The 24,310-nt window shown below is 72.0% G+C and carries 24 protein-coding genes; 7 read left to right on the top strand and 17 right to left on the bottom strand.

Annotated elements, in window-relative coordinates:
• Positions 1-14: 14 nt before the first annotated feature.
• From IL992_RS04905 to IL992_RS04865, 9 genes are all read right to left on the bottom strand, one after another.
• Complete coding sequence (locus IL992_RS04905) at positions 15-473, bottom strand: nuclear transport factor 2 family protein (RefSeq protein ID WP_079313739.1); 459 nt, start codon at positions 471-473, stop codon at positions 15-17.
• 207 nt (positions 474-680) lie between these two features.
• Complete coding sequence (locus IL992_RS04900) at positions 681-2,000, bottom strand: sensor histidine kinase (RefSeq protein WP_193202085.1); 1,320 nt, start codon at positions 1,998-2,000, stop codon at positions 681-683.
• Positions 1,997-2,686, bottom strand: a complete 690-nt coding sequence (locus IL992_RS04895) for a response regulator transcription factor (RefSeq protein ID WP_319018347.1) — start codon at positions 2,684-2,686, stop codon at positions 1,997-1,999. Before IL992_RS04895 ends, IL992_RS04900 begins: the two co-directional genes overlap by 4 nt.
• A gap of 91 nt (positions 2,687-2,777) precedes the next feature.
• Positions 2,778-4,127, bottom strand: a complete 1,350-nt coding sequence (locus tag IL992_RS04890) for a cation:proton antiporter domain-containing protein (protein WP_193202084.1) — start codon at positions 4,125-4,127, stop codon at positions 2,778-2,780.
• A gap of 46 nt (positions 4,128-4,173) precedes the next feature.
• On the bottom strand, positions 4,174-5,517 hold the full coding sequence (locus tag IL992_RS04885; protein ID WP_193202083.1) for a cytochrome P450: 1,344 nt from the start codon (positions 5,515-5,517) through the stop codon (positions 4,174-4,176).
• Positions 5,511-6,563, bottom strand: a complete 1,053-nt coding sequence (locus tag IL992_RS04880; protein ID WP_319018346.1) for an alpha-hydroxy acid oxidase — start codon at positions 6,561-6,563, stop codon at positions 5,511-5,513. Before IL992_RS04880 ends, IL992_RS04885 begins: the two co-directional genes overlap by 7 nt.
• Positions 6,560-8,128, bottom strand: a complete 1,569-nt coding sequence (locus tag IL992_RS04875; protein ID WP_319018345.1) for an NAD(P)-binding domain-containing protein — start codon at positions 8,126-8,128, stop codon at positions 6,560-6,562. The genes IL992_RS04880 and IL992_RS04875 overlap by 4 nt, the downstream gene beginning before the upstream one ends.
• 76 nt (positions 8,129-8,204) lie before the next feature.
• The gene (locus IL992_RS04870) at positions 8,205-9,809 is read right to left on the bottom strand and encodes a class I adenylate-forming enzyme family protein (protein WP_193202082.1); all 1,605 of its coding nucleotides are present in this window, start codon (positions 9,807-9,809) and stop codon (positions 8,205-8,207) included.
• Positions 9,810-9,970: 161 nt separating this feature from the next.
• Positions 9,971-10,831 (bottom strand): GNAT family N-acetyltransferase, encoded by an 861-nt coding sequence (locus IL992_RS04865; protein ID WP_193202081.1) that lies wholly within the window; start codon positions 10,829-10,831, stop codon positions 9,971-9,973.
• A 145-nt stretch (positions 10,832-10,976) separates the two neighbouring features.
• On the opposite strand from IL992_RS04865, the gene IL992_RS04860 reads away from it, so the two are divergent.
• Positions 10,977-11,192: a hypothetical protein gene (locus IL992_RS04860; RefSeq protein ID WP_193202080.1), complete on the top strand. Its 216-nt coding sequence runs from the start codon at positions 10,977-10,979 to the stop codon at positions 11,190-11,192.
• Between the two features lie 40 nt (positions 11,193-11,232).
• Here IL992_RS04860 and IL992_RS04855 read toward each other — a convergent pair whose 3' ends face one another.
• Both IL992_RS04855 and IL992_RS48225 read right to left on the bottom strand, forming a co-directional pair.
• Positions 11,233-11,694, bottom strand: a complete 462-nt coding sequence (locus tag IL992_RS04855; RefSeq protein ID WP_079313741.1) for a PPOX class F420-dependent oxidoreductase — start codon at positions 11,692-11,694, stop codon at positions 11,233-11,235.
• 13 nt (positions 11,695-11,707) lie between these two features.
• Positions 11,708-12,721 carry a GntR family transcriptional regulator gene (locus tag IL992_RS48225; RefSeq protein WP_319018344.1) on the bottom strand — a complete coding sequence of 338 codons (1,014 nt, stop codon included), beginning with the start codon at positions 12,719-12,721 and terminating at the stop codon, positions 11,708-11,710.
• Positions 12,722-12,856: 135 nt separating this feature from the next.
• On the opposite strand from IL992_RS48225, the gene IL992_RS04845 reads away from it, so the two are divergent.
• From IL992_RS04845 to IL992_RS04840, 3 genes are all read left to right on the top strand, one after another.
• Positions 12,857-13,960 carry an FAD-dependent monooxygenase gene (locus IL992_RS04845; protein WP_193202079.1) on the top strand — a complete coding sequence of 368 codons (1,104 nt, stop codon included), beginning with the start codon at positions 12,857-12,859 and terminating at the stop codon, positions 13,958-13,960.
• A gap of 163 nt (positions 13,961-14,123) precedes the next feature.
• On the top strand, positions 14,124-14,315 hold the full coding sequence (locus tag IL992_RS45855; RefSeq protein WP_079314569.1) for a DUF5999 family protein: 192 nt from the start codon (positions 14,124-14,126) through the stop codon (positions 14,313-14,315).
• On the top strand, positions 14,312-14,860 hold the full coding sequence (locus IL992_RS04840) for an ATP-binding protein (RefSeq protein ID WP_193202078.1): 549 nt from the start codon (positions 14,312-14,314) through the stop codon (positions 14,858-14,860). The genes IL992_RS45855 and IL992_RS04840 overlap by 4 nt, the downstream gene beginning before the upstream one ends.
• Here the strand turns inward: IL992_RS04840 and IL992_RS04835 are convergent.
• From IL992_RS04835 to IL992_RS04825, 3 genes are all read right to left on the bottom strand, one after another.
• Complete coding sequence (locus IL992_RS04835; protein ID WP_193202077.1) at positions 14,823-17,225, bottom strand: ATP-binding protein; 2,403 nt, start codon at positions 17,223-17,225, stop codon at positions 14,823-14,825. The genes IL992_RS04840 and IL992_RS04835 overlap by 38 nt on opposite strands.
• A 171-nt stretch (positions 17,226-17,396) precedes the next feature.
• Entirely contained in the window at positions 17,397-17,621 is a 225-nt protein-coding gene (locus IL992_RS04830) for a hypothetical protein (RefSeq protein WP_193202076.1), read from the bottom strand.
• 73 nt (positions 17,622-17,694) lie between these two features.
• On the bottom strand, positions 17,695-18,168 hold the full coding sequence (locus tag IL992_RS04825) for an NUDIX domain-containing protein (RefSeq protein ID WP_193202075.1): 474 nt from the start codon (positions 18,166-18,168) through the stop codon (positions 17,695-17,697).
• A 159-nt stretch (positions 18,169-18,327) separates the two neighbouring features.
• Here IL992_RS04825 and IL992_RS04820 point away from each other — a divergent pair, with 159 nt between their 5' ends.
• A complete protein-coding gene (locus tag IL992_RS04820; RefSeq protein ID WP_193202074.1) occupies positions 18,328-20,571 on the top strand; it encodes an MMPL family transporter in 2,244 nt (747 codons plus the stop codon).
• Between the two features lie 81 nt (positions 20,572-20,652).
• Here the strand turns inward: IL992_RS04820 and IL992_RS04815 are convergent, their stop codons facing one another.
• Positions 20,653-21,039: an SDR family oxidoreductase gene (locus tag IL992_RS04815; protein ID WP_193202073.1), complete on the bottom strand. Its 387-nt coding sequence runs from the start codon at positions 21,037-21,039 to the stop codon at positions 20,653-20,655.
• Between the two features lie 138 nt (positions 21,040-21,177).
• Between IL992_RS04815 and IL992_RS04810 the strand changes: the two genes are divergently transcribed.
• On the top strand, positions 21,178-22,407 hold the full coding sequence (locus IL992_RS04810; RefSeq protein WP_319018343.1) for an MFS transporter: 1,230 nt from the start codon (positions 21,178-21,180) through the stop codon (positions 22,405-22,407).
• A gap of 45 nt (positions 22,408-22,452) precedes the next feature.
• On the opposite strand, the gene IL992_RS04805 is transcribed toward IL992_RS04810, so the two are convergent.
• Positions 22,453-23,115, bottom strand: a complete 663-nt coding sequence (locus tag IL992_RS04805) for an MBL fold metallo-hydrolase (RefSeq protein WP_226872316.1) — start codon at positions 23,113-23,115, stop codon at positions 22,453-22,455.
• Positions 23,116-23,224: 109 nt separating this feature from the next.
• The gene (locus IL992_RS04800) at positions 23,225-23,371 is read right to left on the bottom strand and encodes a hypothetical protein (RefSeq protein WP_193202071.1); all 147 of its coding nucleotides are present in this window, start codon (positions 23,369-23,371) and stop codon (positions 23,225-23,227) included.
• Between the two features lie 116 nt (positions 23,372-23,487).
• Between IL992_RS04800 and IL992_RS04795 the strand changes: the two genes are divergently transcribed.
• Complete coding sequence (locus IL992_RS04795; RefSeq protein ID WP_193202070.1) at positions 23,488-24,303, top strand: putative RNA methyltransferase; 816 nt, start codon at positions 23,488-23,490, stop codon at positions 24,301-24,303.
• Positions 24,304-24,310 lie beyond the last annotated feature (7 nt).

Genomic DNA, 24,310 nt, shown 5'->3' with positions numbered 1-24,310 from the left:
GCGGCCCCCGCCGGTCAGGCGAGCGGGAGGCCGGCCCCGCGCTCGGATTCGGGGCGCGGGCCGCGGATGCGCCGCTCGCTCTCCTCGATCGGCACGTCGTTGATGCTCGCCTCCCTGCGGCTCATCAGCCCGTCGGCGGTGAACTCCCACAGTTCGTTGCCGTAGCTGCGCCACCACCGGCCCTCGGCGTCGTGCCACTCGTATTGGAACCGTACGGCGATGCGGTCGCCGCCGAAAGTCCACAGGTCCTTGCGCAGGGCGTAGTCCCGCTCGCGCTCCCACTTGCGGCGCAGGAAGGCGACGATCTCCTCCCGTCCGGTCAGGAACTCCGAGCGGTTGCGCCACACCGAGTCCTCGGTGTACGCGAGCGCGACGCGTTCCGGGTCTCTGGTGTTCCAGGCGTCCTCGGCGGCCTGCACCTTCTGCCTGGCGGTTTCCTCGGTGAACGGCGGAAGCGGGGGACGTGTGCTCATCGTGCTCTCCTTCCCGAACGAGAGAACGCGCGTTCTCCATAGGCGGCTCTACCAGTGCTACCCGTCCAAGGACGCGCTGGTGGAGGCCTACCTGGAGCATCGCGACCGGCGGTGGAACCGCGCCCTGGCCGACCACGTCGGCCGCGTCGCCGAGCCCCGCGAACGGGTGATGGCCGTCTGTCGCGCCCATGAGCACACCCCGGAGGACTACAGGGACGCGTCGCCGGGGCCGGAGGCGGTCGCCTCCGGCGTTCTGTTCGTCTCGCTCCGTGCCTGCGAGGGCAGGAAGATCCGGGAAAGGCGCGGAGCGGGGTCCGGCGCGGCCCGTGGAAGACGGATGGTGAAGGTGGCCCCGGCTCCCGGCCGCCCGTCCACGTGTATCGTGCCGCCGTGGGCGTCCATCACCTCGCTCACGAGGGCCAGGCCGATGCCGAGACCTCCGGTGTGGGGCGCGCCGACGTGTCTGGCGAACAGGCGCTCGCCGTCACGCGGGTCCAGCCCCACGCCGTCGTCCCGCACGCTGAGCTGAACGCTCTCAGGACCCGAACACACGGTCACCCAGATGTGGCCGCCCGCGGAGGTGTGGCGGAGCGCGTTGTCGAGGAGCGCGGAGATCACCCGGCGCAGTGCGGACGGCGCCCCGCACACGATGTGATCACCCGGACCCCGGCGCAGGTCGATGGTCACCCCGCGCTGCCCGGCGCGGGCCGCCTCGGCGTCGGCCGACTCCTCCGCCAGCGCGGCCAGGTCCGCGGGCCCGAACGGCCGGCGGCGCTGCCTGAGCTGGGTCGACAGCAACAGGTCCTCGATCACCTCGCCCAGTTGCCCGATGCCGGTCACCAGCCGGTCGACGTCGCCCGCGACGAGAAGGGGATCGGGATCCCGCCGCAGGCGCCGGGCGGCGAGCTGCGCGCGGACGTGCAGACGGGTCAGCGGGCTGCGCAGTTCGTGGCTGACGTCGGCGGTGAACCGGCGCTGCCGGTCGAGGGCCTCGCCCAGCGGCGCGATCGCCCGGCGGGCGAGGACCTGGCCGATCAGCAACGCCGCCAGCAGGGCCGCGACCTCGGCCGCGCACAGTGTGCGCAGCAGCCGCTGCCGCTCGGTGATGGGGTAGTACAGGTCCATCACCGCCTGCAGGGGCACGTCGCCGCGCCGCTGCGTACGGACCAGGTACGTGTGACCGCCGACCTCCGCGACCTCGACCCGGGTGCGGCCGTCGGCGGCGACCCGGTCGAGCGTCTCGCGCACCGGCAGGCTCTCCGGCGCCCCCGGGGAGCTGCGCACGGTGTTCGCCCGGAGTTCGAACAGCCATACGCAGGGCGGCGGGTGGTCCATCGGGGCCGACATCGCGGCCACGGCCAGATCGCGCCGGGCGGTGGCATCCTGCTCGTCCACCACGACGCAGTAAACCAGCGCGCCGATGAGGGCGACCGCCAGCGAGAACACGGCCGCCACCTGCGCGGTGATCCGGCGGCGGGTCCGGATGAGCAGGCGCCGCTCCGGGTCGAAGGACCGTCTGGTCGTCACAGCTCACCCAGGCGATACCCCACGCCCCGCACGGTACGGACGACGCCGGGCCCCAGCTTGGTGCGCAGGTAGTAGACGTAGGTGTCCACGATCGACTCGGTCCTGGCACCGTCGAAGATCCGCTGCCGCAGCGAGGTGCGCGTGTGCACCTGCCGGGGACGGGCCGCCAGCGCGTGCAGCAGCCGGCACTCCCGGCCGGACAGCGTCACCTGCTCGCCGGACGGCAGCCGTACGGTGCTGGACGCGGAGTCGAGCCAGCCGGCGCCGAGCGGCAGCAGCGCGGCCTGGTCCAGGTTCCTGCGGTGCAGGGCGCGCACCCTGGCCAGCAGTTCGTCGATCTCGAACGGCTTGACCAGGTAGTCCTCGGCGCCCGCGTCGAGTCCGGTGACCCGGTCGGCGAGGGCGCCGAAGGCGGTGAGCATCAGCACCGGCGCGATGACCGCCTGCCGGCGCAGCCGGCGCAGCAGATCGAGGCCGTCGACCACGGGCAGTCCGCGATCGATGATCATCGCGTCGTAGCCGCGGCTCAGCGCCAGGTGCAGGCCCCGCTGGCCCTCCAGCGCCAGGTCGACCGTGTATCCCTGGTCGGCGAACACCTCGACCAGCATGTCTCCCAGCTCGCGGTCGTCCTCCACGAGCAGCAGCCGCAAGGAGCGCGGTTCGGATGTCCCCGATATCCGTGCCACCGGACAACCCTGGCACCGATATCAGGAAATATCCATACTTCGCAATGCGGCCCCCGGGAACTCGCCCCGTATTCTGCGAATGTCCAAACTCTTACGTGAAATTAGATGAAACCGGTTTCTCGCGGTCGCGACGCACCAAGGCCGCGCTTTCCGCGTCCGCCGGCTCGTGGCGCTCGGGCAGCGCCAGTTTGTACAGCGGCAGGGCTCCCGCGGTGGTGAGCACGGCCACGAGGACGAGCATCGCGAACAGCTCCTGCGTGATCATGCCCTGCGCCAGGCCGATGTTGATGAAGATGAGGATCATCAGTCCGCGCGCGTTCATCATCGCGCCCATGGCCCAGGATTCTCGCCAGCCGAATCCCAGCGCCCGCGTCGCCAGCGAGCAGCCGAAATACTTCCCGCAGAAGGCCAGGGTCAGGATCAGCGCGAACGCCAGGAGCGCGAAACCGCCGGCGATGCCCCCGAGATGGGTGTTCAGCCCGGAGAACGCGAAGAAGACGGGCAGCAGCAGGGTCGATACGAGATCCATCATCCGGCCGTGCAGAGCGGCGCGGAACGCCGGCTGGCGCGGCATGGACAACCCGGCGACAAAGCCGCCGAACACCGAGTAGACGCCGATCGCGTCCGTGATCCACCCGGCCGCGAGCGGCACCAGCACGATCACATACACGGCGCCGGTGCCGAGCCGCCCGGTCTGCGCGACGCGGCGGCCCAGGGGGCGCAGCAGCGGAGCCACCACCCCGAGCATCACCGCCGCGAACACCCCCGCCAGGGCGATCGTGCGCAGGGTGTCACCGGGGCCGCCCCCCAGGTGCACCGCCGACAGCGCCGCGAGCAGGCACCAGGCCACGGCATCGTCGATGGATGCGGCCAGCAGGGCGATCCGGCCGACGCGGGTGTTCTGCAGCCCGCGTTCGTACAGGATCCTGGCGAGCATGGGGAACGCGGTCAACGACAGCGCTCCCCCGAGAAAGAGGGCGAACTCCACCCGGCCGACGTCCGGGCGGGAGAGGCGGTCCCACAGGACGAGACCGGCGGCGCCGCCGAGGACCAGCGGAGAGAGGATTCCCGACGCCGCCAGCACGCTCGCCTTGCGCAGCTCGCCGGGCGCCCGGGCGTCGTGGTCCATCCCGGCGCCGACCAGGAACATGTACAGCGTCAGGCCGAGGGTGCTGAGCACGTACAGGACCGGCCTGACCTCGGCGGGGAACAGCGCCGCCTGGGCGCCGGGGAACAGCGCGCCGAGCAGCGTCGGCCCGAGCAGGACGCCGGCGACCATCTCGCCGACGACGCGCGGCTGCATCACCAGATTGGCCAGCCGGCCGCACAGCGCCGCGGTCAGCAGGATGACGGCCAGGGCCGGCAGCACCCTGAGGGCCAGCTCCAGGTTGGGATCGGCGGCGTGCGCCTCTGCCGGAAGAAGAAGGGCCGGGACGGGCATGGGATGTGCCTCCGCTCGTGGTCGGGACCTGACGTCGGCCGGTCGTCTACGTGCCCTCGGGACGGGCGTCGCCGGAGAAGTGGCGCTCGCACAGCCGCAGCCGGCGCGCGTCCCACACCATGTACGTGCCGAGGACGAGCTGCACGAGGCTGCGCCAGACGTCCTCCCAGCCGTCCCGCAGCCGCATGGACAGCAGCGTCAGGCGCCGTCCCGGCCCGCGCCGCGCGGACGGCGGGGTGAGGAGGCACGGTCCCCGGTTGGGCAGTGACCGGGTGTGCGCGGCGGTGGAGTCGAGCTCGTACGCACGCAGGGTCTCCCGCACCGCGACCCGCATGGCGAGCGGCGCGAGCCGCCACGCCGGACAGGGGCGGTTCGCCGGCATGCCGAACGGGATGTGGTTGAGCTCCCTGACCGGGGCGTGCCCCGGGGCGAAGCGTCCGGGATCGAAGCGCTCGGGATCGGGGAAACCCGCGCGATGGAAGGCGGGGTAGTCGAAGCACAGCACCGAGCCGGCCGGAATCGTGACGCCCTCGCCGAGGGGGATGTCGCCTTTGGTGACGCGGTGGGCGATGCCGAAGAGCGGGTAGATCCGCAGCGTCTCCGCGATCACCTGGTCGAGGAAGCGGTCGTCTCCGGCACGCGCCCTGTCCTGCACGTCCGGGTGCTGGGCGAGAGCCATCAGCACGTGGGCCGTGGCCTCCGACATCTGCACGACCGCGGTGTTGAAGAAGGCGCCCTGGAGATACAGCGCCCGCTCCCGGGCCGTCAGGCCCTCCGGGAGCTCGTGGTCCACCCTGGGTAGCGACTCGACGAGATAGGCGGTCAGCCGGTCGCGCCGGTCCATGTGCCGCAGGCCGCAGCACTTCAGCGCGGTCACGACGTCGTCCGCGTTGCCGACGATCAGGTCGCGCGCGTACGGCGGGCACGGCTCGCCGAAGACGAGCTCGTAGGAGAACTCGGCCCAGGCCGGCATCATCAGGTCGCGCAGCCGGACCACCCCGTGCCTGCCCTCCAGTGCCCGGCCGACGCACCGGCGGGTGAGCTCCTCCACCCGCGCCCGCGGCAGGGAAAGAATGCGGCGGGTGGCCAGGGCGACCGCGTCGTACCGCTCCCCCGCCTCCAGGTGCTCCTGGTGCAGCTCGGGCCCCGGCGACAGCCAATACCAGAACAGGTCGGACAGGACGGCGCCTTCGCTCCGGCCGGAGGCCGCCGGGTGGGAGTAGACCTCCCTGAACCGGTCCACGCCGACCAGCTCGCCGGGCACCGGGATGCTCTCGTCGCCGTTGATCTTCGTGAACACCCACCCGCGCAGCGCGACGACGCGCCCGGGGAGCCACCGGGGCAGGCTGATCACGACGATGGCCGCGGCCACCCACACCGCCGTCAGCATCGCCGCACCAGCCCCGGCTCCAGGTCGTCCAGCGAGGCGAGGCCGCACAGGGTGAGCGCGTGCTCGACCTCGTCCCGCAGCAGCGCGAGCACGCGGGTCACGCCGCGCTCGCCGTCCGCCGCCAGGCCCCAGATCACCGGACGGCCGACCGCGACGGCGGACGCGCCCAGCGCCAGCGCCTTGACCACGTCGGTGCCGCGCCGGATCCCTCCGTCCACCAGCACCGGTACGGCTCCGCCGACGGCGGCCACGATCTCCGGCAGCAGGTCGACGGTGGCCGGGACGGTGTCGAGCTGCCGTCCGCCGTGGTTGGAGACGTACAGCGCCGACACGCCGTGGTCCAGGGCGAGGCGCGCGTCGGCGGGATGCGTGACGCCCTTGAGCACGATCGGCAGCCGCGTCATCCGCCTCAGCAGATCGACGTGCTCCCAGGTGATCGCCGGTGACATGACGATCGGCCGCACCCACCCGCGGGCGCCGTCGCGCAGGTTCTCGCAGCGCATGCCCTCGGGCAGGTCGTCGAAGCCGTTGCGGACATCCCGGTCCCGCCGTCCTCGGGCGGGGGAGTCCACGGTGACGACCAGCGCCGCGCACCCGGCCGCCTCGGCGCGCCGGACGATCGCCTCGGTGAAGGCCATGTCGGGCTGGACGTAGAGCTGGAACCACAGGGTGGCGCCCGGCGCCGCGGCCGCGACGTCCTCGACGGCGACCGTGGCGGCCATGCTCACGATCATGACGGTCTCCGCGGCGGCCGCCGCGCGGGCCGTGGCCTTCTCCCCCTCCGGGTCGGCGAGCCGGTGGAACGCGGTCGGCGCCACCAGCACCGGCATCGCCGCGCGGCTGCCCAGCAGGGTGACGCCGATCCGCGGGCTCCCCGCGCCGCGCAGCACCCGCGGCAGCAGCGCGAGCCGGGCGAACGCCGCCTCGTTGGCCCGCACCGTGACCTCGTCGCCGGCCCCGCCGGCGAAGTAGTCGTAGTGGGCGGGATCCAGCCGGGCGCGGGCCGCCGCCTCGAAGTCCCGGATGGCCGGCAGCACGGCCGTCACACCGAGACCGGGAGGCTCTGGCGCTTGAAGAAGTCTCGGAGCGGGCGCAGGTGCACCTCTTCCGAGGTCCAGTCGTTCTCCAGGTTCTCGGTGACGTGGTGGACGGCCTCCACCACACCGCTCCGATAGCGGCGTACGACCGGGTGGAGGTAGTGACCCTCGTGCGCACGCTCCGCGTCGCTCTGCCTGATCCGTCCCACCGAGAGGTCGAAGGGGTCGATCTGGTCGTGGTGCGGGCCGTACTCCAGGGTGATCGCGAAGTGGCCCGCGTCGCCGATCGGCGGGCCCTGCAGGTCGAGCGGCAGCTCCTCCAGGTAGCGCATGCCGCCGAGCCCGTCCGGAACGATCACGTCGGCCAGCACCCCGAACTGCTGCCACAGCGCCGAGCTGCGGTTGACCCGGTCGAGCACGGCCGCCGCGAGCGCGTCCGGATCGGCGGGAAGGTCGCGGCCCGGCCAGGGGACGCCGTGATGCCTGCTCTCCAGGAGGCGGTGCAGGGCGCGCACGCCGTAGCGGAAACCGTGGATGAACCCGTTGGTGCCGCGCTTGAAGTCGAGCGACTGGGTGATCGTCCCGGCGAAGTGGAGGCCGGGCACGTTGACCGACTCGTACGCCGGTGTCAGCGCGGGGAACCTGTCCCCGATCGCCAGCTCGGGACGGCACTCGGGCGAGAAGATGGAGGCGTCGAACCGGAAGCCGGTGCAGACGATCACCCGGTCGTACGGGATGTCCTTGGTGACCTCGTCGGCCCGGACGAAGGCCACCGTCACCAGGTAGGAGCCGTCGGCCCGGCGCTCGATGCGCCTGATGTCGCCGTCCAGCACGGCGTTCTGCAACTTGAGCTGGTAGGTGTCGAGGAAGTTGTTGTTGACCGCGCGCAGGTGCCCGACGAAGTGGGTGCGCCAGGCCAGGCGCACCGAGCGCGGTCCGGCCACGTGGACCACCGCGGCCGTCTCGATGAGGTTGTCGGCGGTCTCGAAGGCCGAGTTGGCCTTGCCGATGACGAGCACCCGCATGTCCGTGTAGTCCGCGGGGTCGGTCGAGTGGGTGCTGTACTGCTCGGCGGTCTCGATGCCGGGGATCGGCGGGACGTTGGGCCGGGAGACCCCCGTCGCGACGATCACCCGCCGTGCCCGGTAGGTCCGGCCGTACTCGTCGGTCACCAGGAACGGGCCTTCGGCGTCCGGGCGCGCGACCTCGGCGACCCGTGCGTCGTACGTGACGTGGAGGCCCTGGGTGGCGACGAAGTCCTCCAGGTAGCGGACGAAGTCGTCGGCGGCGGGGAAGTAGCGGTCGCTGTAGCGGGTGAACAGGAGACGGGGGTCGTCCGACAGCAGCGAGTTCCAGTCCATCCGGAGGTTGAGCTCCGGGTCGTCCCATCCGGTGTGCTTCTTGTTGATCGAGATGAGCGTGCGATGGCGGGGGAAGGTCCGGAAGAACGCGCCGGGCTCGGGCGCCCCCTCGAGAATCCGGTAGCTTCGCCCCGCCCGGTGCAGGAAGTGGCCCATCTGCAGGCCCGCCGGTCCGGCGCCGATCACCAGGTAGTCCAGGATGTTGTCCGGCACTGACGCCTCCCTCACTGCGGTGGTTGAAGTTTCACCAGTGTTGGCGGGCGATTCTCAGAGATGGATCAGAGATGGATCAGAGCGCCGAGGACAGATGCCGCTCCAGCAGGGCGCGCTTGTCCGGCTTTCCGCTCGGCGCGACCGGCACGGACGACACCGTCGTGATCGTCCGGGGGACGCTGTCCGCGCCGAGTTCGGCGCGTACCAGCTCCGTCAGGGCGGCGTGGTCCGGGGTGCGGCCGGGAGCGGGGACGACGAACGCGTGGACGGCCTCCCCCGTCCGCTCGTCCGGCGCGCCGGCCACGTACGCCTCGGCCACGTCGGGGTGGCCGGCCAGCGCCCGCTCGATGGGACCGGCGTAGACGACGATCGCGTTCACCATGATCACGTCCCTGGTCCGGCCGGCCAGGTGCAGCAGGCCGCTCTCGTCGAGGTGTCCGAGGTCGCGGGTGCGCAGCCAGCCGTCCCGCAGCACGTCGCGGGTCTCCTCCGGCTGATCCCAGTAGCCCGCCATCAGGAAGGGGCTGCGCACGTGGATCTCGCCGGTGCGTCCCGCGGCGACCTGGCGGCCCTCCTCGTCGCGCACGCTGATCTCCACCTCGGGGTGCGGGCGGCCGACCGAGGCGGGCGCGTCGTGGCCCTCCCTGGGAGTGAGCATGGAGATGACGCCGGCCTCGGTCGCGCCGTATCCCACGTACACGACGGGGCCCAGCCGGTCCGCCGCCTCGAGCAGCCGATGCGGGCTGACGGGCGATCCGGAGACCGTCAGCGCGCGCAGGCTGCCGACGTCGACCGGCTCCTCGCGGAGCAGGTCGAGCATCTGGCACAGCCGGGGCACGGTGACGATGGCGCCGGTGATCCGGTGCCGCTGGATCGCGTACGGAAACAGCGGCCGGCCGTCCTCTTCGGGGATCACCGCGGTGCCGCCGCCGAGCAGGCACGGCGCCAGGAAGTCCAGCACCACCAGGCTGGACAGGGTGCCGAACAGCATGTAGCGCTGGAAGGACTCGTCGAAGCCGGGCGCGATCGACGACCAGCCGCGATGACTGGACCAGTGCGCGGCGAGAGCCCGATAGGTGAGCACGCAGCCCTTCGGCCGGCCCGTGCTGCCGCTGGTGAACGTCAGCAGGGCCGCGTCGTCCGGGCGCGCCGTGACGGCGGGGAAGCGGTCGTCACCGGGATGGGCCAGGAGATCGACCGCCCCGGGGACGGGCCCCGGCGACAGCAGCGCGGCGGACCCGGCGGCGTGGAGCAGTTCCGGTGTCGCCGTCGACCGGTCGAGGACCACGGCGTCGACCCCCACGCCGAGCACGTCGGCGAGCTGACCGGGCGTGTACCCGGGCCGTACGCTCACGACGCGGCAGCCCAGCACGTGCGCGGCCATCTGGGCGGCAAACCCTTCCGGTGACAGGCCGGTGCGGACCGCGACGCCCTTGCCGGGGCCGAGTCCCACATCGCGCATCGCGCCGGCCATGCGCCCGATGAGCTCCAGCAGCTCGCCCCTGGAGACGATCCTGGCGCCCTGTTCGAAGGCGGGGGTGCCGGGCGAGCCGCGCAGCGCCTCCAGCAGCAGGTGCGGGAACGCGCCGGCAGCGTGCCCGGGCGGCCCGTCGGAGCCCGCGAGCGCGGGGCGGAGGTCAGGGCGTTCGTGGTGCGTGGCGGGGATGGCGGGATCGTGCATGTCCGGCTCCTTCGTCTCGCGAGGCACCCGCCCCGCAGCGACGACACGACCGGCCGCGGCGCGGGCGCCGGTGTCCCACCGGCTGTCGCGACGGTAGACGGCGCAGATCAGAGCCGGATCAGAACGACCCCGTGAGCCGGGAAGCCCCGCGAGTCAGGGTTTCAGCCCATCGCGAGCATCAGCGGGGCGAACATGCGGGTCCGGTCACCGGGGAGCGGCCTGCCGCCGTGCACCATGAAGGACGTCGAGAACGCCGGTGACACGCCCCGCTCGCCGAGCCAGTCCAGCAGGCCCGGCCGGGTGCGCTCGACCTCGATCCGCACCAGGCCGTCGGCGTTGCGCGAAAGGTCGGTGACGAGCGCACGGGCGACCGCCTCATCACCGGCGACCACCGGCCCGACGAACAGGGTGTCCATACTGCGCCACGACACCGCGTAGCCGGTCAGCCCCGTCTCGTCCTCGGCGACCCTGACCTCCTTGGCGAAGGCGAACAGGCGCGCGAGCAGCCCGGCCCGGTCGGCGCCGAAGACCTCCGCGTCGAGCGCGAGCAGGGCGTCCAGATCGGCGCCGAGGTCGGCCGGCCTCGACAGGACGGGGTCGTCCCCGGCGCGCAGACGCCCCACACGCGCCTCCGTCACGCCCAGCGTCTCGAACCCGAGCTTCTCGTACAGCGGCCGGCCGAACTCCGTGGCCCAGAGGAAGACGGTCGTGTCCCCTGCCGCCTCGAGCACGTGCGTCATCAGCCGCCGGCCCAGCCCGCGTCCGCCATACCGGGCGGCGACGAGCATCATGCCGATGCCCGCCGCGGTCGTGCCGTACCGGGTCAGCGTGACCGTGCCCGCGAGCTCTCCCGAAGGGGCGTCGATCGCGTAGACCTCGGCGTTCTCCAGGAGGAACAGCCACTTCCGCTCCTCCCGGGCCCAGGCCCTGTCCTCGCTGAGGGCGAGGCATCGATCCAGGTCCTCGGGTCCGAGCCGGCGTACGGGAAGCTCGGCGGCCGGCGTGGTGAGCGGGTCGGGCATGCGTTTTCCTTGTCCGCGCCGGTTCACGCCCCCGGCGCTCGTGGCGGCATCCGAGGCTAGCCGCATCCCCGATCCTGCGGAAACCGCTTTTCCCCTGCTGAAGAAAGGGTGTTCGGCAAGCGGTGGATCTTGTCACGATCGGGGCATGCGACACTGGCCGCTTTTCGCGCTGCGACTGACGACCCCCCGGCTGGAGCTGCGCCTGCCCGGCCTGGACGACCTGGACGCGCTCGCCGATCGAGCGGCCGAGGGTGTCCACGACCCCGGCGAGATGCCGTTCGGCGAGCCGTGGACGGACGCCCCGCCGCATGAACGCGCCCGTTCGACCGTCCAGATCCACTCGGCATCTCCTCGGCCGTAACGCACGCGGCTCACGAGCCGTCCGGTCCGGGGCCGGCGTGTCAGGCCAGGCGCGGCGGGAATCCGCCGGTGGCCACCGGCCCCCAGGACGTCGGGGTGATCCGCACCAGCGACTTGCCCTGGCGGACCATGGCCGCGCGGTACTCCTCCCAGTCGGGGTGCTCCCCCGAGATCGAGCGGTAGTACTCGACCAGCGGCTCCAGGGCCTCCGGCAGGTCGAGCACCTCTGCGGTGCCGTCCACCTGCACCCACGGCCCGTCGAAGTCGTCCGACAGCACGACCACGCTCGCCCGCGGGTCGCGGCGGGCGTTGCGGGTCTTGGCGCGTTCTGGGTACGTCGACACGACGATGCGGCCCTCGGCGTCGACTCCGCAGGTCACGGGGGACGCCTGGGGGCCGCCGTCGCGTCTCGTCGTGATCAGGATCGCCCGGTGGCGATCACGGACGAAGTCGAGCAACTGCTCACGGGAGACCTTCTCGGCGGTCGCGATCCTGGGGCTCATGCGGCCACTTTAATCACCGTCCGGAGGCGCGGCTCCGCTCCACCAGGCAGGTGACGCCGTCGAGCAGGAGCCGCATGCCGAGCTCGAACAGGTCGTCGAGGCGGAAGTCGTACCCGTCCTCGCCCAACCCGCCGATGACCTTGGCGAAGGCCGGGTAGCGCCCCGACCCCGCGATGGCGCTCAGCGCCGGCCCCTGGACGTCCATCCACTGGTCCTCGGACAGGCCGGTCGCCGCCGCGATCTGCGCCTCGCGCTCCAGATTGATCGCGAGGCCCTGCACGTGGCTGTAGAGCAGGATGTGGACGTCGAGCACGGTCGCCGAATCGAGGCCGAGGCCGTCGAGGGCGGCCAGCGCCCAGTCGGCGTGCACGGTCAGCCCGGGCAGCGCCAGCGGCCTGCCGAGCGGGCTGAGCTGCGCCAGCCACGGATGCCGCCGGAAAATCGCCCACAGCGTCCGGCCCGCGATCTCCAGCCGTTCCCGCCAGCCCTCCGGGGGATCGCCGGGGTAGCCCAGCTCGCCGAACGCCGCGTCCGCCATGAGCAGGATCAGGTCGTCCTTGCTTCCGACGTACCGATACGGCGACATGGCCGCGACCCCGAGCCGGGCCGCCACACCGCGCATCGACAGCGCCGGCAGCCCCTCCGCGTCGGCGATCTCGATGGCCGCCCGCACGACGCGCTCGCGGGTCAGCTCGCGTTCGGCCCCCGCGCCCGGCCCCCGCCGCGCCCCCTCGGCATCACGCGAGGCGGGCGCCGCGATACGTACCCGATCTCCCGGCGGCGCGGCGGCTCCCGGTACGGGCGGGGTGGCCGGCGGCGGCTCCGCGACGACCGTGCCGACGCGAGGTTCCGCACGGACGAGCCCTTCCCTGCGCAGCTCGGCGAGCGCTCTCGTGGCGGTGGCGAGCGCGACCCCCCACTGCGCGGCCACCTGCCGGGTCGATGGCACCCGTTCGCCGGGTGCCAGCTCGCCCTCGGTGATCCTGCGCCTGAGTTCGGCCGCGATCCTCGCGTACGGCGGTGTCACGTCGATCTCCTTTCTGTACTAGGACAGAATCTACCTGTTCTAGTACACAAACTCGCCATAATCGCAGGTTGTGCAATATTCGCGTACGGCGTACATTCACTTCGCATACGGCATCCACACCCCCAGGGAGCTTCGATGACCAACGTGCTCGTCTCCGGCGCCGGTGTCGCGGGGATCACGCTCGCCTACTGGCTGCGCCGCCACGGCCTCACCCCGACCGTGGTGGAGCGCGCACCCGGCCTCCGCGCGGGAGGGCAGGCGATCGACATACGCGGCGTCGCACTGGAGGTCGCCGGCCGCACCGGTGTACTCGACGAGGCGCGGCGCCTGCGCACCACCCACCGCGGCATGTCCGTGTACGACGGCGAGGGCAACGAGATCATGCGATCGGAGGAGATGACCTACAGCAGCGGCCGGCTCGACAACGACGACATCGAGCTGCTGCGCGAGGACCTCACCCGCCTGCTGTACGAGCGGACGCGCGGAGAGGTCACGTTCCTGTTCGGCGACTCGATCACCGCGCTGGAGCAGGACGAGTGGGGCGTCCTGGCCCGGTTCGAGCACGCCGAACCGCGCCGGTACGACCTCGTGGTGGGTGCGGACGGGCTGCACTCCACAGTCCGGCGGCTGGCCTTCGGGCCGGAGCAGGAGTTCGTCCACCACCTGGGGACCTACCTGGCCGTGTTCGGCATGGACAACTTCCTCGGGCTGGAGGACTGGCAGGTCTGGATGCAGGACGGGGAGCGCGGATACGGGATCTTCCCGGTCCGGGGGAACACGGAGGTGCGGGTCAGCCTCGGCTTCCGGTCCGAGCCGCTCGACCATCGGGACCCCGCCCGGCTGCGCGCGGCCCTGGCCGAGGCGTTCGCGGGTGCGGGCGGGGAGACGCCGAGGGTGCTGAAGGGCATGGAGGAGGCGAGCGACTTCTACTGCGACTCAATGGCCCAGATCCAGATGGACCGGTGGTCGGCGGGACGGATCTCCCTCGTCGGCGACGCCGCCTACTGTCCCTCCCCTCTGTCCGGGCAGGGCACGAGCCTCGCCCTGGTGGGCGCGTACGTGCTGGCCGCCGAGCTGGCGGCGGCGGGAGGCGCGCACGAGGCCGCCTTCGCCCGCTACGAGCGGCGGATGCGGCCCTTCGTGGCGCTCAACCAGGCGCTGGCCACGGAAAACCCGGGCCATGCGGCTTCCGAGGAATCGGTCGATCGAGCGAAGGCCGCGATCTCCCTGGACGGGTGAGGGCCGGGCACTCCTTTACCCGCCGCCGACCCCGCTACCACCCACTACGTACGTATGCCTCGAACAGGTATCGATACGGGTGTTTTCCCCCTCCCCACCCCAAGGCACGAGAAGGCAGTCTGAAAACGTCTCAAAGAGTGCATGAGAGTCAGGGGGACCGATCATGTGCCAGCACCACCCTCAGTGCCCGCCGGCGGACGCACCCGACCGTGACGCGGCCTGTCTGATCGCCTTCCATCCTGAGCAGGGATGGGGACTGCTCTGCAACGGCGTGGTGCTCTTCGACGACAGCGGTGAGCTCATGCCGGACGGTCGCAGCATCCCCGCTCGCGCGTCTCTGGGGTGTGCCGCATGAGTCTGCTCTACTGTCCCGTCCGGGACGAATCACTGTCATCCGCCCAGGGTGGCGACGCGCCCGCCACCGCTCAGCGGCGGCACTCCGCGGTCCGTCACCGCTGGGAGACGCTGCGGCAGCGGGTCGGCGACCTCGCGATCCAGCTCGTGGACGACCCCGACGTCGAGGCGGCGTCCTGGCGGCTGCCCGCCGACGCCACCTCCGCGGGGCGGGCCCGGCGGCTGATCGGCGAGCGCCTGAGCGCCTGGGGCATGGAGAGCCTGTCCGACGTGACACAGCTGCTGGTGAGCGAGCTGGTCACGAACGTGCTGTGCCACACCTGCTGCGGCGACCTCGTCGTACGGCTGTCGGCCGTCGAGGGGCTGCTGCGCTGCGAGGTGGAGGACTGCGACGGCACGATGCCCGAGATGGCCCGGCCGTCCGCCGGCGACGAGCACGGGCGCGGACTGCGGCTGCTGGACTCGCTGGCCTGTTGCTGGGGCGCGGAGCGCACCCGCCAGGGCAAGATCACGTGGTTCGAGCTGCCGGCGTACGCCCTTCGCTGACCGGCCCGCTCGTCGGGCCGGTCGCGCCGTCCGCGGCCGGGCCGTCCGGGCGCTCGCTCAGCCGCTCCTTCAGCCAGGCGGCGACCTGGGCGCGCGACTTGAACCCGAGCTTGTCGAGGATGTGCTCGATGTGGCCTTCCGCGGTGCGCTGGGAGATGACGAGCCTGCCGGCGATGTCCTTGTTGCTCAGTCCCTCGGCGACAAGGTGCGCGATCTCCGTCTCCCTGCGCGTCAGCGGTGCGATCCGGCCCTCGAACGGCGCGGGCCCCCGGGCAGCGGGCGTCCGCTCACGCAGGGCGTACGTCAGCGCCTCTTCCCGCGTCAGGGCCGCGCCCCGGGACACCTCGGTTTGGAAGGCGGTCTCGCCCAGCGCCTCTCGGGTGACCGCCTCGCACTCGTCGTGACAGCGGCTCATGTAGCGGAACTCGGCCAGCCGCGCGCCGACGGCCTGCCAGAAGGTCCGTACGACGCCGAGCAGCCGGGCCGCCCGCTCGTACTTCTGCTCGCCGGCCGCGAACCAGGCATGCGCCTCCAGATTCATGCCCATGCCGAGCTGGTCGCCCACCGCCGTGTTGTAGCGCAGGCTCTCGTTGTCGATCTCGCAGGCCGCGCGCATGTCGTCCCGGTGCCAGGCGTCCATCGCCAGCGCCAGCAGCGCGTACGCCCGGTGCCAGCCCTCGCCGTACAGGTCGCACAGGGCCACGCACTCCTCGGCGAGGTCACGGGCGGCCGGGCGGCCGAGGAACGCGTTGGCCAGGGCGAGCCGGTTGAGTGCGAGCGCGAGACCGATCGGGTTGCCGACGGCGCGGTGGGCGGCCGCCGCCTCCTCGTATCGCCGCATGCCGCTCTCCAGGTCGCCCCCGCACACGGCCGACATGCCGAACAGGAACGCGATGTAGCCGAGCGTCACCCGCAGCCCGAGCCGCTCGGCGATCGCCGTGGCCTCCTCCAGCCGTGCGAGCGTGGTGGCGCAGTCGTCCCTCAGCAGGGTGATCCAGGCGCCCGCCCACAGCGCGTGGGCGCGCACCTCACCGGGTTCCGTCGCGACGGCAAGGCTCCGGTCGAACCAGCCGGCGCCCTCCGACAGGTGGTAACCGCTCCAGTGGTAGAGCAGTTCCGCGGTCATCGCCAGGCCCGTCTCGGCCTCTCCCGGCTCGCGCAGCGACCAGTCGAGGGCCTTGCGGAGGTTGGCGTGGTCGCGCTGCAGGCGTTCCACCCACGACTGCTGGGTGGCGCTGAACAGCTCCGCCCAGGCCCGTGAGGTGATCTTCCGGTAGTAGTCGCGGTGCCGCCGGTGCAGCGTCGCCTCGTCCCCGGAGGCGGCCAGCTGCTCACGGCCGAACTGCCGCACCGTGTCGAGCAGGCAGTAGCGGACCGCCCCGTCGAACTCCCGGCGGAGCAGGACCGACTTGTCGACCAGACCCGCGACGAGTTCGAGCACGTCCTCGCGAGCGATGCCGTCGCCCGTGCACACCTGCTCGGCCGCCTCCAGGTCCAGGCCCCCGGCGAAGACCGAGACCCGCTGCCACAGCAGCCGCTCCTGCTCGGTGCACAGGTCGTAGCTCCACTCGAACAGCGCGCGCAGCGTACGCTGCCGGGGCAGCGCGGCCCGCGATCCGCCGGTGAGCAGCCGGAACCGGTCGCCCAGCCGTTCGAGCACCTGGCTCACCGACAGGACGCGCAGCCGTACGGCGGCCATCTCGATCGCCAGGGGCAGGCCGTCGAGCCGGCGGCAGATCTCGGCCACCGCCTCCTCGTTCTCCTCGGTCACCTCGAACCCGGGGACGACCGCGGCGGCCCGCTCGGCGAACAGCCGGACCGCGTCCGACTCGGCGAGCGGCACCGCCGGATCGCCCGGGGTGGGCATCGACAGCGGCGCCAGCTCGACGATCTGCTCGCCGTCGATGCCGAGCGCCTGCCTGCTGGTGGCGAGGACCCGAAGGTCGGGAAGCGCCCGGGCCAGCGTGTCCACGAGCACCGCGCACTCGGCGAGGACGTGCTCGCAGTTGTCGAGCACGATCAGGGTCTGGCGGCCGCGCAGGCGCTCGACCAGCGCGTCGAGCGGCGACCGGGTCGAGTGGTCGTTGACCGACAGCGCCTCGGCCACGGTCTGCACGAGCAGGGCGGGATCTTCGAGCGCGGCCAGCTCGACCAGCCGTACGCCGCCGGGGAAGCTCCTGCGGACCTCCTCGGCCGCTCGCAGCGCGAGGCGGGTCTTCCCCACCCCGCCCGCGCCGATCAGCGTGACCACGTGCGAGGTCCCCAGTAGGCGCTTGAGCTCGGCCAGCTCGTGCCGGCGCCCCACGAAGCTGGTCACCTCCGCGGGCAGCCCGGCCGGTTCCCCCCTGGCAACTCTCGTTCGCATAGCGGTCATGACGCCCACGCCGCCCCCGTCGTCCGGTACGTCACCACGTCGTGGCTCTACCAGCGTACAAACGCGGTTCCGGCCGCCTCCTGCTGCACTCGCCGGGGCGTTCCGCCCGACCGGGCCCCACTCGTCGAGGCGTTCCGCCCGACCGGGCGCCCCGGGGCGGGCTCAGCCCTTCATCCGCCGCAGGATCTGCTCGCGCCTGAGCTGCAGGTCGTCGATGAGCGCCTCCTGCTGCTCGACGTTGGTCAGCAAGGTGGCCTTCTCCGCCATGTCCGTGGGCGCGTCCCAGCTCTGCCCGATCTCCTCGCGTATCTGCGCGGTCTCCTTGCGCAGGCGCTCGATCTGGGCCTCCACCTCGTCGAGCTCCTTCTTGAGCTCCGGATCGTCCATGCCTCACCGTCCCGTTGCGTCACTCGCGTTCGTCATGGCGCGTTCGTCCACCCCATTCCACGGGGACGGGAAACTATTCGGCGACGGCGGCAGGGAGGTAGACGGTTTCCCCGGTCGCGCGGGCCCGCTGGGCGGCCGTCAGCCGGGCCACCAGGTAGGCCGGCATGAGGGAGGCGGCCTGCTCCGCCGTGAAGAACCCGTAGTCGTCCAGTTCCTCCTCCTGGAGGACCACGCCCATTCCGTCCTCGAACGTCCCGCAGTCGAACAGGAAGTGCACCAGCGGGATCGGCCGGTCGTCCAGCGGCGGCACCCACTGGACCACGAGCAGGCGGCCCACCGGCCGGGTGAGACCCAGCTCCTCGGCCAGCTCCCGGCCGCAGGCCGCCTCGGGCGACTCGCCCTCGTCGACGTGGCCGCCCGGCCAGCCCCAGTGGTCGCGGTAGCCCGGCTTCACGAGCAGGATCCGCCCCGAGGAGTCGGTGAGGAAACCGGCCGCCGCGGCGGCCACCTTGAACAGCCCCGCGTAGAAGTCGTCCGCCGGGATCATCGCAGCTCCGATCTCATGCCCTGAGCCTAGTAAGGGATCTCCCCTAGATCGCGAGGAGGAGGGCGTACGCCCCGGGCAGTACGCGCGATCTGGTCTGCACGCCCGATGCCCCGCCCGTGATCGCTCCCTACCGTCGAAGCAGACGTAAAAGGGGAGGTCATGGGACGCCGCAGGAACATCGCCGCCACCATCGGCGGCTGGAGCGCACGCCATCGGTGGTGGGCGCTGCTGGTCTGGGTCGCCTTCGTCGCCGTCGCGACGGTCACGGGCAACGCCGTGGGCACGGCGGAGATGCGCGGCTACGAGTCCGCGAACGGCGACTCGCGCCAGGCCGAGCAGATCCTCGACGGTGCGCGCTTCCCGAACGTCGCCGGTGAGGTCGTGCTGGTCCAGTCCCGTACGGGGACGCTGACGGTGACGGATCCGGCCTTCCGCCGGGCGGTCGAGGACGTCAAGAGGGCCGTCGAGGCCACCGGCCAGGTCGAGCACGTGCGCACGCCGTACGACGAGGAGCCCTCGCCGGTGACGCAGGACCGGCGCACGACGCTGGTCCAGTTCGACATGAAGGGTGACGGCGGCACGGCGGAGGAACGGATCCAGCCGGTCCTCGACGCGGTGGCCGGGGTGCAGGGGGCGCACCCGGACCTGCGCGTGGAGGAGGCGGGCGCGGCCAGTTCGGCGAAGCTGATCGGCGAGGCGATCGACGAGGACTTCGTCCGCGCCGAGCAGCTCTCGCTGCCGATCACGCTCGGGATCCTGCTCGCCGCGTTCGGCGCGCTGCTGGCGGCGGTCGTCCCCGTCGCGCTGGCGATGACGGCCATCTTCGCGGCCACCGGCCTGCTGGCCTTCACCAGCCATCTCCTGCACGTCGACTCGGCGACGAGCAACGTCATGCTGCTGATCGGCCTCGCGGTCGGGGTCGACTATTCGCTCTTCTACATCATGAGAGCGAGGGAGGAAAGAGCCCGGGGCCGCGACAAGAAGCGGTCCATCGAGATCGCGGCGGCCACGTCGGGACGCGCCGTGCTCATCTCCGGCATCACCGTCATCGTCGCCATGGCGGGCATGTTCCTCACCGGCAACGGCATCTTCATGGGCTTCGCCGAGGGCACGATCCTCGTGGTGCTCACGGCCGTCGTCGGCTCGCTGACCGTGCTGCCCGCGCTGCTCTCGCTGCTCGGCGACAAGATAGACGCCCGCCTGATCCACGGCACGGCGCGCGTCCTCACCGGCGGCCGGGTCACCTGGCGGCGCGTCCTCGGCGTGCGCGGCGGCCAGAGCCGGATGTGGGGCGCGATCATGAAGCCGGTGCTGCGGCACCCGCTGATCTCGGTCGTCCTCGCCGGCGGCCTGCTCGCCGCCCTGGCCGTCCCGGCCTTCGGCCTGAAGACCGGCGCCCAGACCATCGACGACCTCCAGGGCGACTACCAGATCGCCGAGACGTTCAAGCGGATCGACAAGGCGTTCCCCGGCGGCAACGAGCCGGCGGTGATCGTGGTGAAGGGGGCCGACGTGACGACGCCGGCGTTCACCGCCAAGATCGAGGACTTCAGGCGGCGAGCGCTGGCCACGGGCGAGGCCAACGAGCCCTTCGCCGTCGCCGTCAACCCGGACAAGACGGTGGCCAAGATCAGCATCGGCATCAAGGGCACCGGCGCGGACGAGGTCTCCGAGCACGCGATCCGCACCCTGCGGGAGAAGGTCGTCCCTGCCACGCTGCCCGGCGCCCACGTCACGGGCAACACGGCCGGCTCGATGGACTTCAACGAGCAGCTCATGCGCCGCATCCCGCTGGTGTTCGGGTTCGTGCTGCTGCTGGCGTTCGTGCTGCTGCTGGTCTCGTTCCGCTCACTCGTCGTGGCGGTCAAGGCCATCGTGCTCAACCTGCTGTCCGTCGCCGCCGCGTACGGCGTGCTCGTGCTGGTCTTCCAGAAGGGGTACGGCGAGAGCCTGCTGGGCTTCCACTCCACCGGAACGATCACCAACTGGCTGCCGCTGTTCCTGTTCGTGATTCTCTTCGGGCTGTCGATGGACTACCACGTCTTCATCCTCAGCCGGATCAGGGAGGCGTACGACAGGGGCAGGAGCACCGAGGACGCCGTGTCGTTCGGGATCAGGAGCACGGCGGCCGTGGTGACCAGTGCCGCGCTCATCATGGTGGCGGTGTTCGCGACGTTCGCCACGCTGTCGCTGCTGACGTTCATGCAACTGGGCATCGGCCTGGCGGCGGCCGTGCTGATCGATGCGACGATCGTCCGCGCGGTGCTGCTGCCCGCCACGATGAAGCTGCTCGGCGACTGGAACTGGTATCTGCCGCGCTGGCTGAACTGGCTGCCGCGGTTGTCGCACGGCGACGACACGGCCGAGGAGGCCCCCGAAGAGCGGATCCCCGCCCTCGTCTGACACTCCGGCCGCGTGCGCCGGAACGGTGCCGTGTTCATGACACCGACGCCGTTCCGGCGCGTCGCCGTTCCCCGGCCTCTTTCACATGGACCGTCCGTGCTGAGCCGCGCTCCCTGTTCCGAGGCTCACGAAGCCGTGGGGAACTGGGCCGGCTACCTGCAGGGCGAAGGCGTTCACGGCGGCCTTGGCAATGGGGTGGGCGGCGCTGCCGGTGATCAGCTCGGCGGCGGTGGCGGAGAGGTAGACGATCCGGCCGGACCGCCGTCGGCGCATGACCGGCAACACCCGCCGGGTCAGGTGGTAGACGCCGGCCAGTTCACCGCTCACCTTGGCCGCGAACGCCTCCCACGGCACATGCCCCAGAGGGCCGAAAGGCGGCGCCGCGTGGTCCGCGACGGGCTGGTAGAGCGCACCGTGGAGCCGACCACCCCGCCGCAGGTCAGCGACGAGCTGACCGAGCTGGGCCAAGGCCTGTCCCGCCCGTTCGCCCAACGTTCGCCCTTGTCCGCCAGATCTTTCCCGGGTACTACGGCAACCCCGTTCCGGCGCACACGTGGTGGGGGTCACGCAAGGGGCAAGAGGCACATAACGGTAAAATATGTCCACGTGGTGCATACGGGTGAGAACAGTCGCAAAGCCCTGATCTACTGGATCGCCGGTGTGCTCGCGTACATGGTCGCGGTCTTCCACCGCCAGTCGCTCGGCGTGACGGGGATCGACGCGGCGACGAGGTTCGGGGTCGGGTCGGCGGCGCTGTCCACCCTCGCCATGCTGCAACTGCTCGTCTACGCGGCCATGCAGATCCCCGTCGGCGTCCTGGTCGACCGCCTGGGTTCCAAGCGCATGCTGCTCATCGGCGCGGCGGTCATGGCCCTCGGCCAGCTACTGTTCGCCGTCGCCACCGGTCTGGGGGCGGCCGTCGCCGGGAGGGTGCTGGTCGGCTGCGGCGACGCGATGACGTTCATCAGCGTGATCCGGGTGGTCAACGTCTGGTTCCCGCCCCGCCGCAACCCGCTGATCGTGCAGCTCACCGGCATTCTCGGCCAGTTCGGCGCGGTCGTGTCGGCCGTGCCGCTGATCACCTCGCTGCACGCGTACGGCTGGACGCCGACCTTCCTGTGGGCGGGGGGCCTGGGGGTGGTGGCGCTGGCCGCCGTCGGCCTCTTCCTGCGCGACCGGCGGCCGGAACGCGCGCCTGCGGCGCTCGGCGTGCGGGCGGCCTGGGCGGAGCCGGGCACCCGCCTCGGGATGTGGACCCACGCCGCCACCCAGTGCTCGTCCGCGGCCTTCACGATCCTGTGGGGCTATCCCTTCCTCGTGCAGGGCCAGGGCCTGTCCCCGCGTACGGCCGGCGTGCTGCTGACCACGCTGACGCTGCTCGCGATGGGCTGCGGGCCGCTGCTCGGCCACCTCGCCGGGCGCTTCCCGCTGCGCCGCTCGTGGATGGTGCTCACGGTCATCGGCGCCACGGCCGGCGCGTGGACGCTCGTCCTCCTGTGGCCCGGCCCTGCCCCGCTGTGGACGCTCGGGCTGCTCATGCTGGCCCTCGCCACGAACGGCCCCGGCTCGATGGTCGGCTTCGACTACGCCCGCACGTTCAACCCGGCCGAGCGCATCGGCGTGGCGACCGGCATCGTCAACGGCGGCGGCTTCGCCGCCTCGATGTCCCTGATCGCGCTCGTCGGGATCGTCATGGACCTGCAGAACGACTTCCGCTGGGCGTTCGCCGTGCAGTATCCGATCTGGCTGCTCGGGGCCGTACAGGTGATCCGCTACCGCGCTCGCGCCCGCCGCCGCGCCACCCTTCACCCCGTTCCCGCCCCGGCCCCCGCCTGACCGGCGAGAGCCTGGCAATGAGATAAGCGAAGAGCGACTGATCGATTACCCCATGTGCACGAAGGGGTCGGGGAAGTGGGAGGGGGCGAGGACGGCGGCCCGGGCGAGAATGTCCTTGCGCGTCCGTACGGCGAGGTCGGGGTCCTCGTCGTACACGTAGGGGATCGAGGGATCGGCGACTTGGACGGGGTGGAGCACGGCGTCGCCGCTCATCACCAGATCACCCACCTCGACGCACTGGTGGCCGGGCGTGTGGCCGGGCGCGTGCAGCACCCGGACCCCGGGTACGGGTTCGGCGTCGCCGTCGACGACGTCGAGCCGGTCCCGCAAAGGGTCGAGGATCAGCTCGCGCACCGGGCCGGCGGCCCACTCGGTCTCCGCCCGCTGGACGACGTATCGGGCGTTGGGGAAGGCGGGAGCGCCGTTCGTGACCGCGCCACCCGCGTGGTCGCTGTGCAGGTGGGTCAGCACGACGACGTCCACGTCGGCCGGGGCGGCCCCGGCGGCGGCCAGTTCCCCGCCGAGGCGGCCGGGCAGGGGCGCCCAGGTCGCGGGCGCGTCCGCACCGCCGATCCCGGTGTCCACCAGGACCGTACGGCCCGCCGCCCGCATCAGGTAGCAGTGGAAGTGCAGAACCCACTCCTCGCCGGGCTCGAACATCGCACCGGCGAACATCTCGGGCAGCGGCTTGCGGACCGGTTCCTTCATGGGACCCACGGCATCGCAAAGCGGGATGATCTCGACACCGGCCACGATTCTCGGCTCATGCGGCATCGCACCACGATAGAAGAAGCGCCCACGACAGAAGAAGCGCGGTTCAGCGGGCGGCGGCCGGGACGGGCGCGTAGTCGAGGTCGAGGTCGGCCGCGTAGACGGCGCGCTCGCAGTGGGCGCAGCGGTAGAGGATCGGGCCCTCGTCGAGTTCGGTGCGGCAGCGCGGGCAGCGGCGGCGGGTGCGGGTCATCGCGGTCTCCCCTTCGAGAAGTTCCTTGTGTGTCCAGGGAACCTCCGCCGGCTTGCCGTACTCCTGCAGCCGACTTGTCGCCGGGTCGCAGTCCGCGAGGGGTGGATGATGGACGGGTGCTCGCCGACATCATCGATCACCTCGTCTGCCCGGCCTGCCGTGCGGCGGTCCACCTGGCCGGCGGGTCGGTCAGGTGCGCGCACGGCCACTCCTACGACGTGGCGCGGCAGGGGTACGTGAACATGCTCACCCGCCCGGCCGGCACGGCCGACACGCCCGCCATGGTGGCCGCGCGGGCGCGCTTCCTGGAGGCGGGCCACTACGGCCCGCTGGCCCGCCGCCTCGCCCGGATGTGCGAGGGCGCCACCGTGGTCGCCGACGCCGGCGCGGGCACCGGTTACTACCTGGCCGCGGCGCTCGACGACGACGCGGTGGGCGTCGCGATCGACGTGTCCAAGCACGCGCTGAAACGGGCCGCCCGCGCGCACCCCCGCATCGGCGCCGTGGTGGCGGACGTGTGGCGGCCGATCCCCGTCGGCGACGACCGCGTGGACGTGCTGCTCAACGTCTTCGCGCCGCGCAACGCGGAGGAGTTCGCCCGTGTGCTGCGGCCCGGGGGCTCCCTGGTCGTCGTCACACCCGGCCCCGGCCACCTGAGCCCGCTCGTCGAGCGTCTCGGCCTGCTGAGCGTGGACGAGGACAAGGACCGCCGCCTGGAAGACACCCTGGGCGGCCGGTTCGCCCGCATCGCGGAGGAGACCGAGGAGATCGCGCTCTCCCTCGGCCACGACGAGGTCGATGCGGTGGTCGGCATGGGCCCGAGCGCCTGGCACACCCGCCCGGAGGAACTGGCCGCGAAGATCGCCGCACTGCCCGACCCCATGCCGGTGACCGCGTCCTTCCACATCACGCGCTGGGCCGCGACCACCTGACCACGCG

Origin of the sequence: Microbispora sitophila, from assembly GCF_014892245.1 — a bacterium.
Classification (GTDB): Bacteria; Actinomycetota; Actinomycetes; order Streptosporangiales; family Streptosporangiaceae; genus Microbispora; species Microbispora siamensis.
Note: the sequence above shows the minus strand (reverse complement) of the source record. Positions and strands in the feature narration are given on the sequence as shown.

Coding starts and splice junctions, on each gene's coding strand:
- IL992_RS04905 (WP_079313739.1), bottom strand. CDS start 473: ATGAGCACACGTCCCCCGCTTCCGCCGTTCACCGAGGAAACCGCCAGG.
- IL992_RS04890 (WP_193202084.1), bottom strand. CDS start 4,127: ATGCCCGTCCCGGCCCTTCTTCTTCCGGCAGAGGCGCACGCCGCCGAT.
- IL992_RS04885 (WP_193202083.1), bottom strand. CDS start 5,517: ATGCTGACGGCGGTGTGGGTGGCCGCGGCCATCGTCGTGATCAGCCTG.
- IL992_RS04870 (WP_193202082.1), bottom strand. CDS start 9,809: ATGCACGATCCCGCCATCCCCGCCACGCACCACGAACGCCCTGACCTC.
- IL992_RS04865 (WP_193202081.1), bottom strand. CDS start 10,831: ATGCCCGACCCGCTCACCACGCCGGCCGCCGAGCTTCCCGTACGCCGG.
- IL992_RS04860 (WP_193202080.1), top strand. CDS start 10,977: ATGCGACACTGGCCGCTTTTCGCGCTGCGACTGACGACCCCCCGGCTG.
- IL992_RS04855 (WP_079313741.1), bottom strand. CDS start 11,694: ATGAGCCCCAGGATCGCGACCGCCGAGAAGGTCTCCCGTGAGCAGTTG.
- IL992_RS04845 (WP_193202079.1), top strand. CDS start 12,857: ATGACCAACGTGCTCGTCTCCGGCGCCGGTGTCGCGGGGATCACGCTC.
- IL992_RS45855 (WP_079314569.1), top strand. CDS start 14,124: ATGTGCCAGCACCACCCTCAGTGCCCGCCGGCGGACGCACCCGACCGT.
- IL992_RS04840 (WP_193202078.1), top strand. CDS start 14,312: ATGAGTCTGCTCTACTGTCCCGTCCGGGACGAATCACTGTCATCCGCC.
- IL992_RS04835 (WP_193202077.1), bottom strand. CDS start 17,225: ATGCGAACGAGAGTTGCCAGGGGGGAACCGGCCGGGCTGCCCGCGGAG.
- IL992_RS04830 (WP_193202076.1), bottom strand. CDS start 17,621: ATGGACGATCCGGAGCTCAAGAAGGAGCTCGACGAGGTGGAGGCCCAG.
- IL992_RS04825 (WP_193202075.1), bottom strand. CDS start 18,168: ATGATCCCGGCGGACGACTTCTACGCGGGGCTGTTCAAGGTGGCCGCC.
- IL992_RS04820 (WP_193202074.1), top strand. CDS start 18,328: ATGGGACGCCGCAGGAACATCGCCGCCACCATCGGCGGCTGGAGCGCA.
- IL992_RS04805 (WP_226872316.1), bottom strand. CDS start 23,115: ATGAAGGAACCGGTCCGCAAGCCGCTGCCCGAGATGTTCGCCGGTGCG.
- IL992_RS04800 (WP_193202071.1), bottom strand. CDS start 23,371: ATGACCCGCACCCGCCGCCGCTGCCCGCGCTGCCGCACCGAACTCGAC.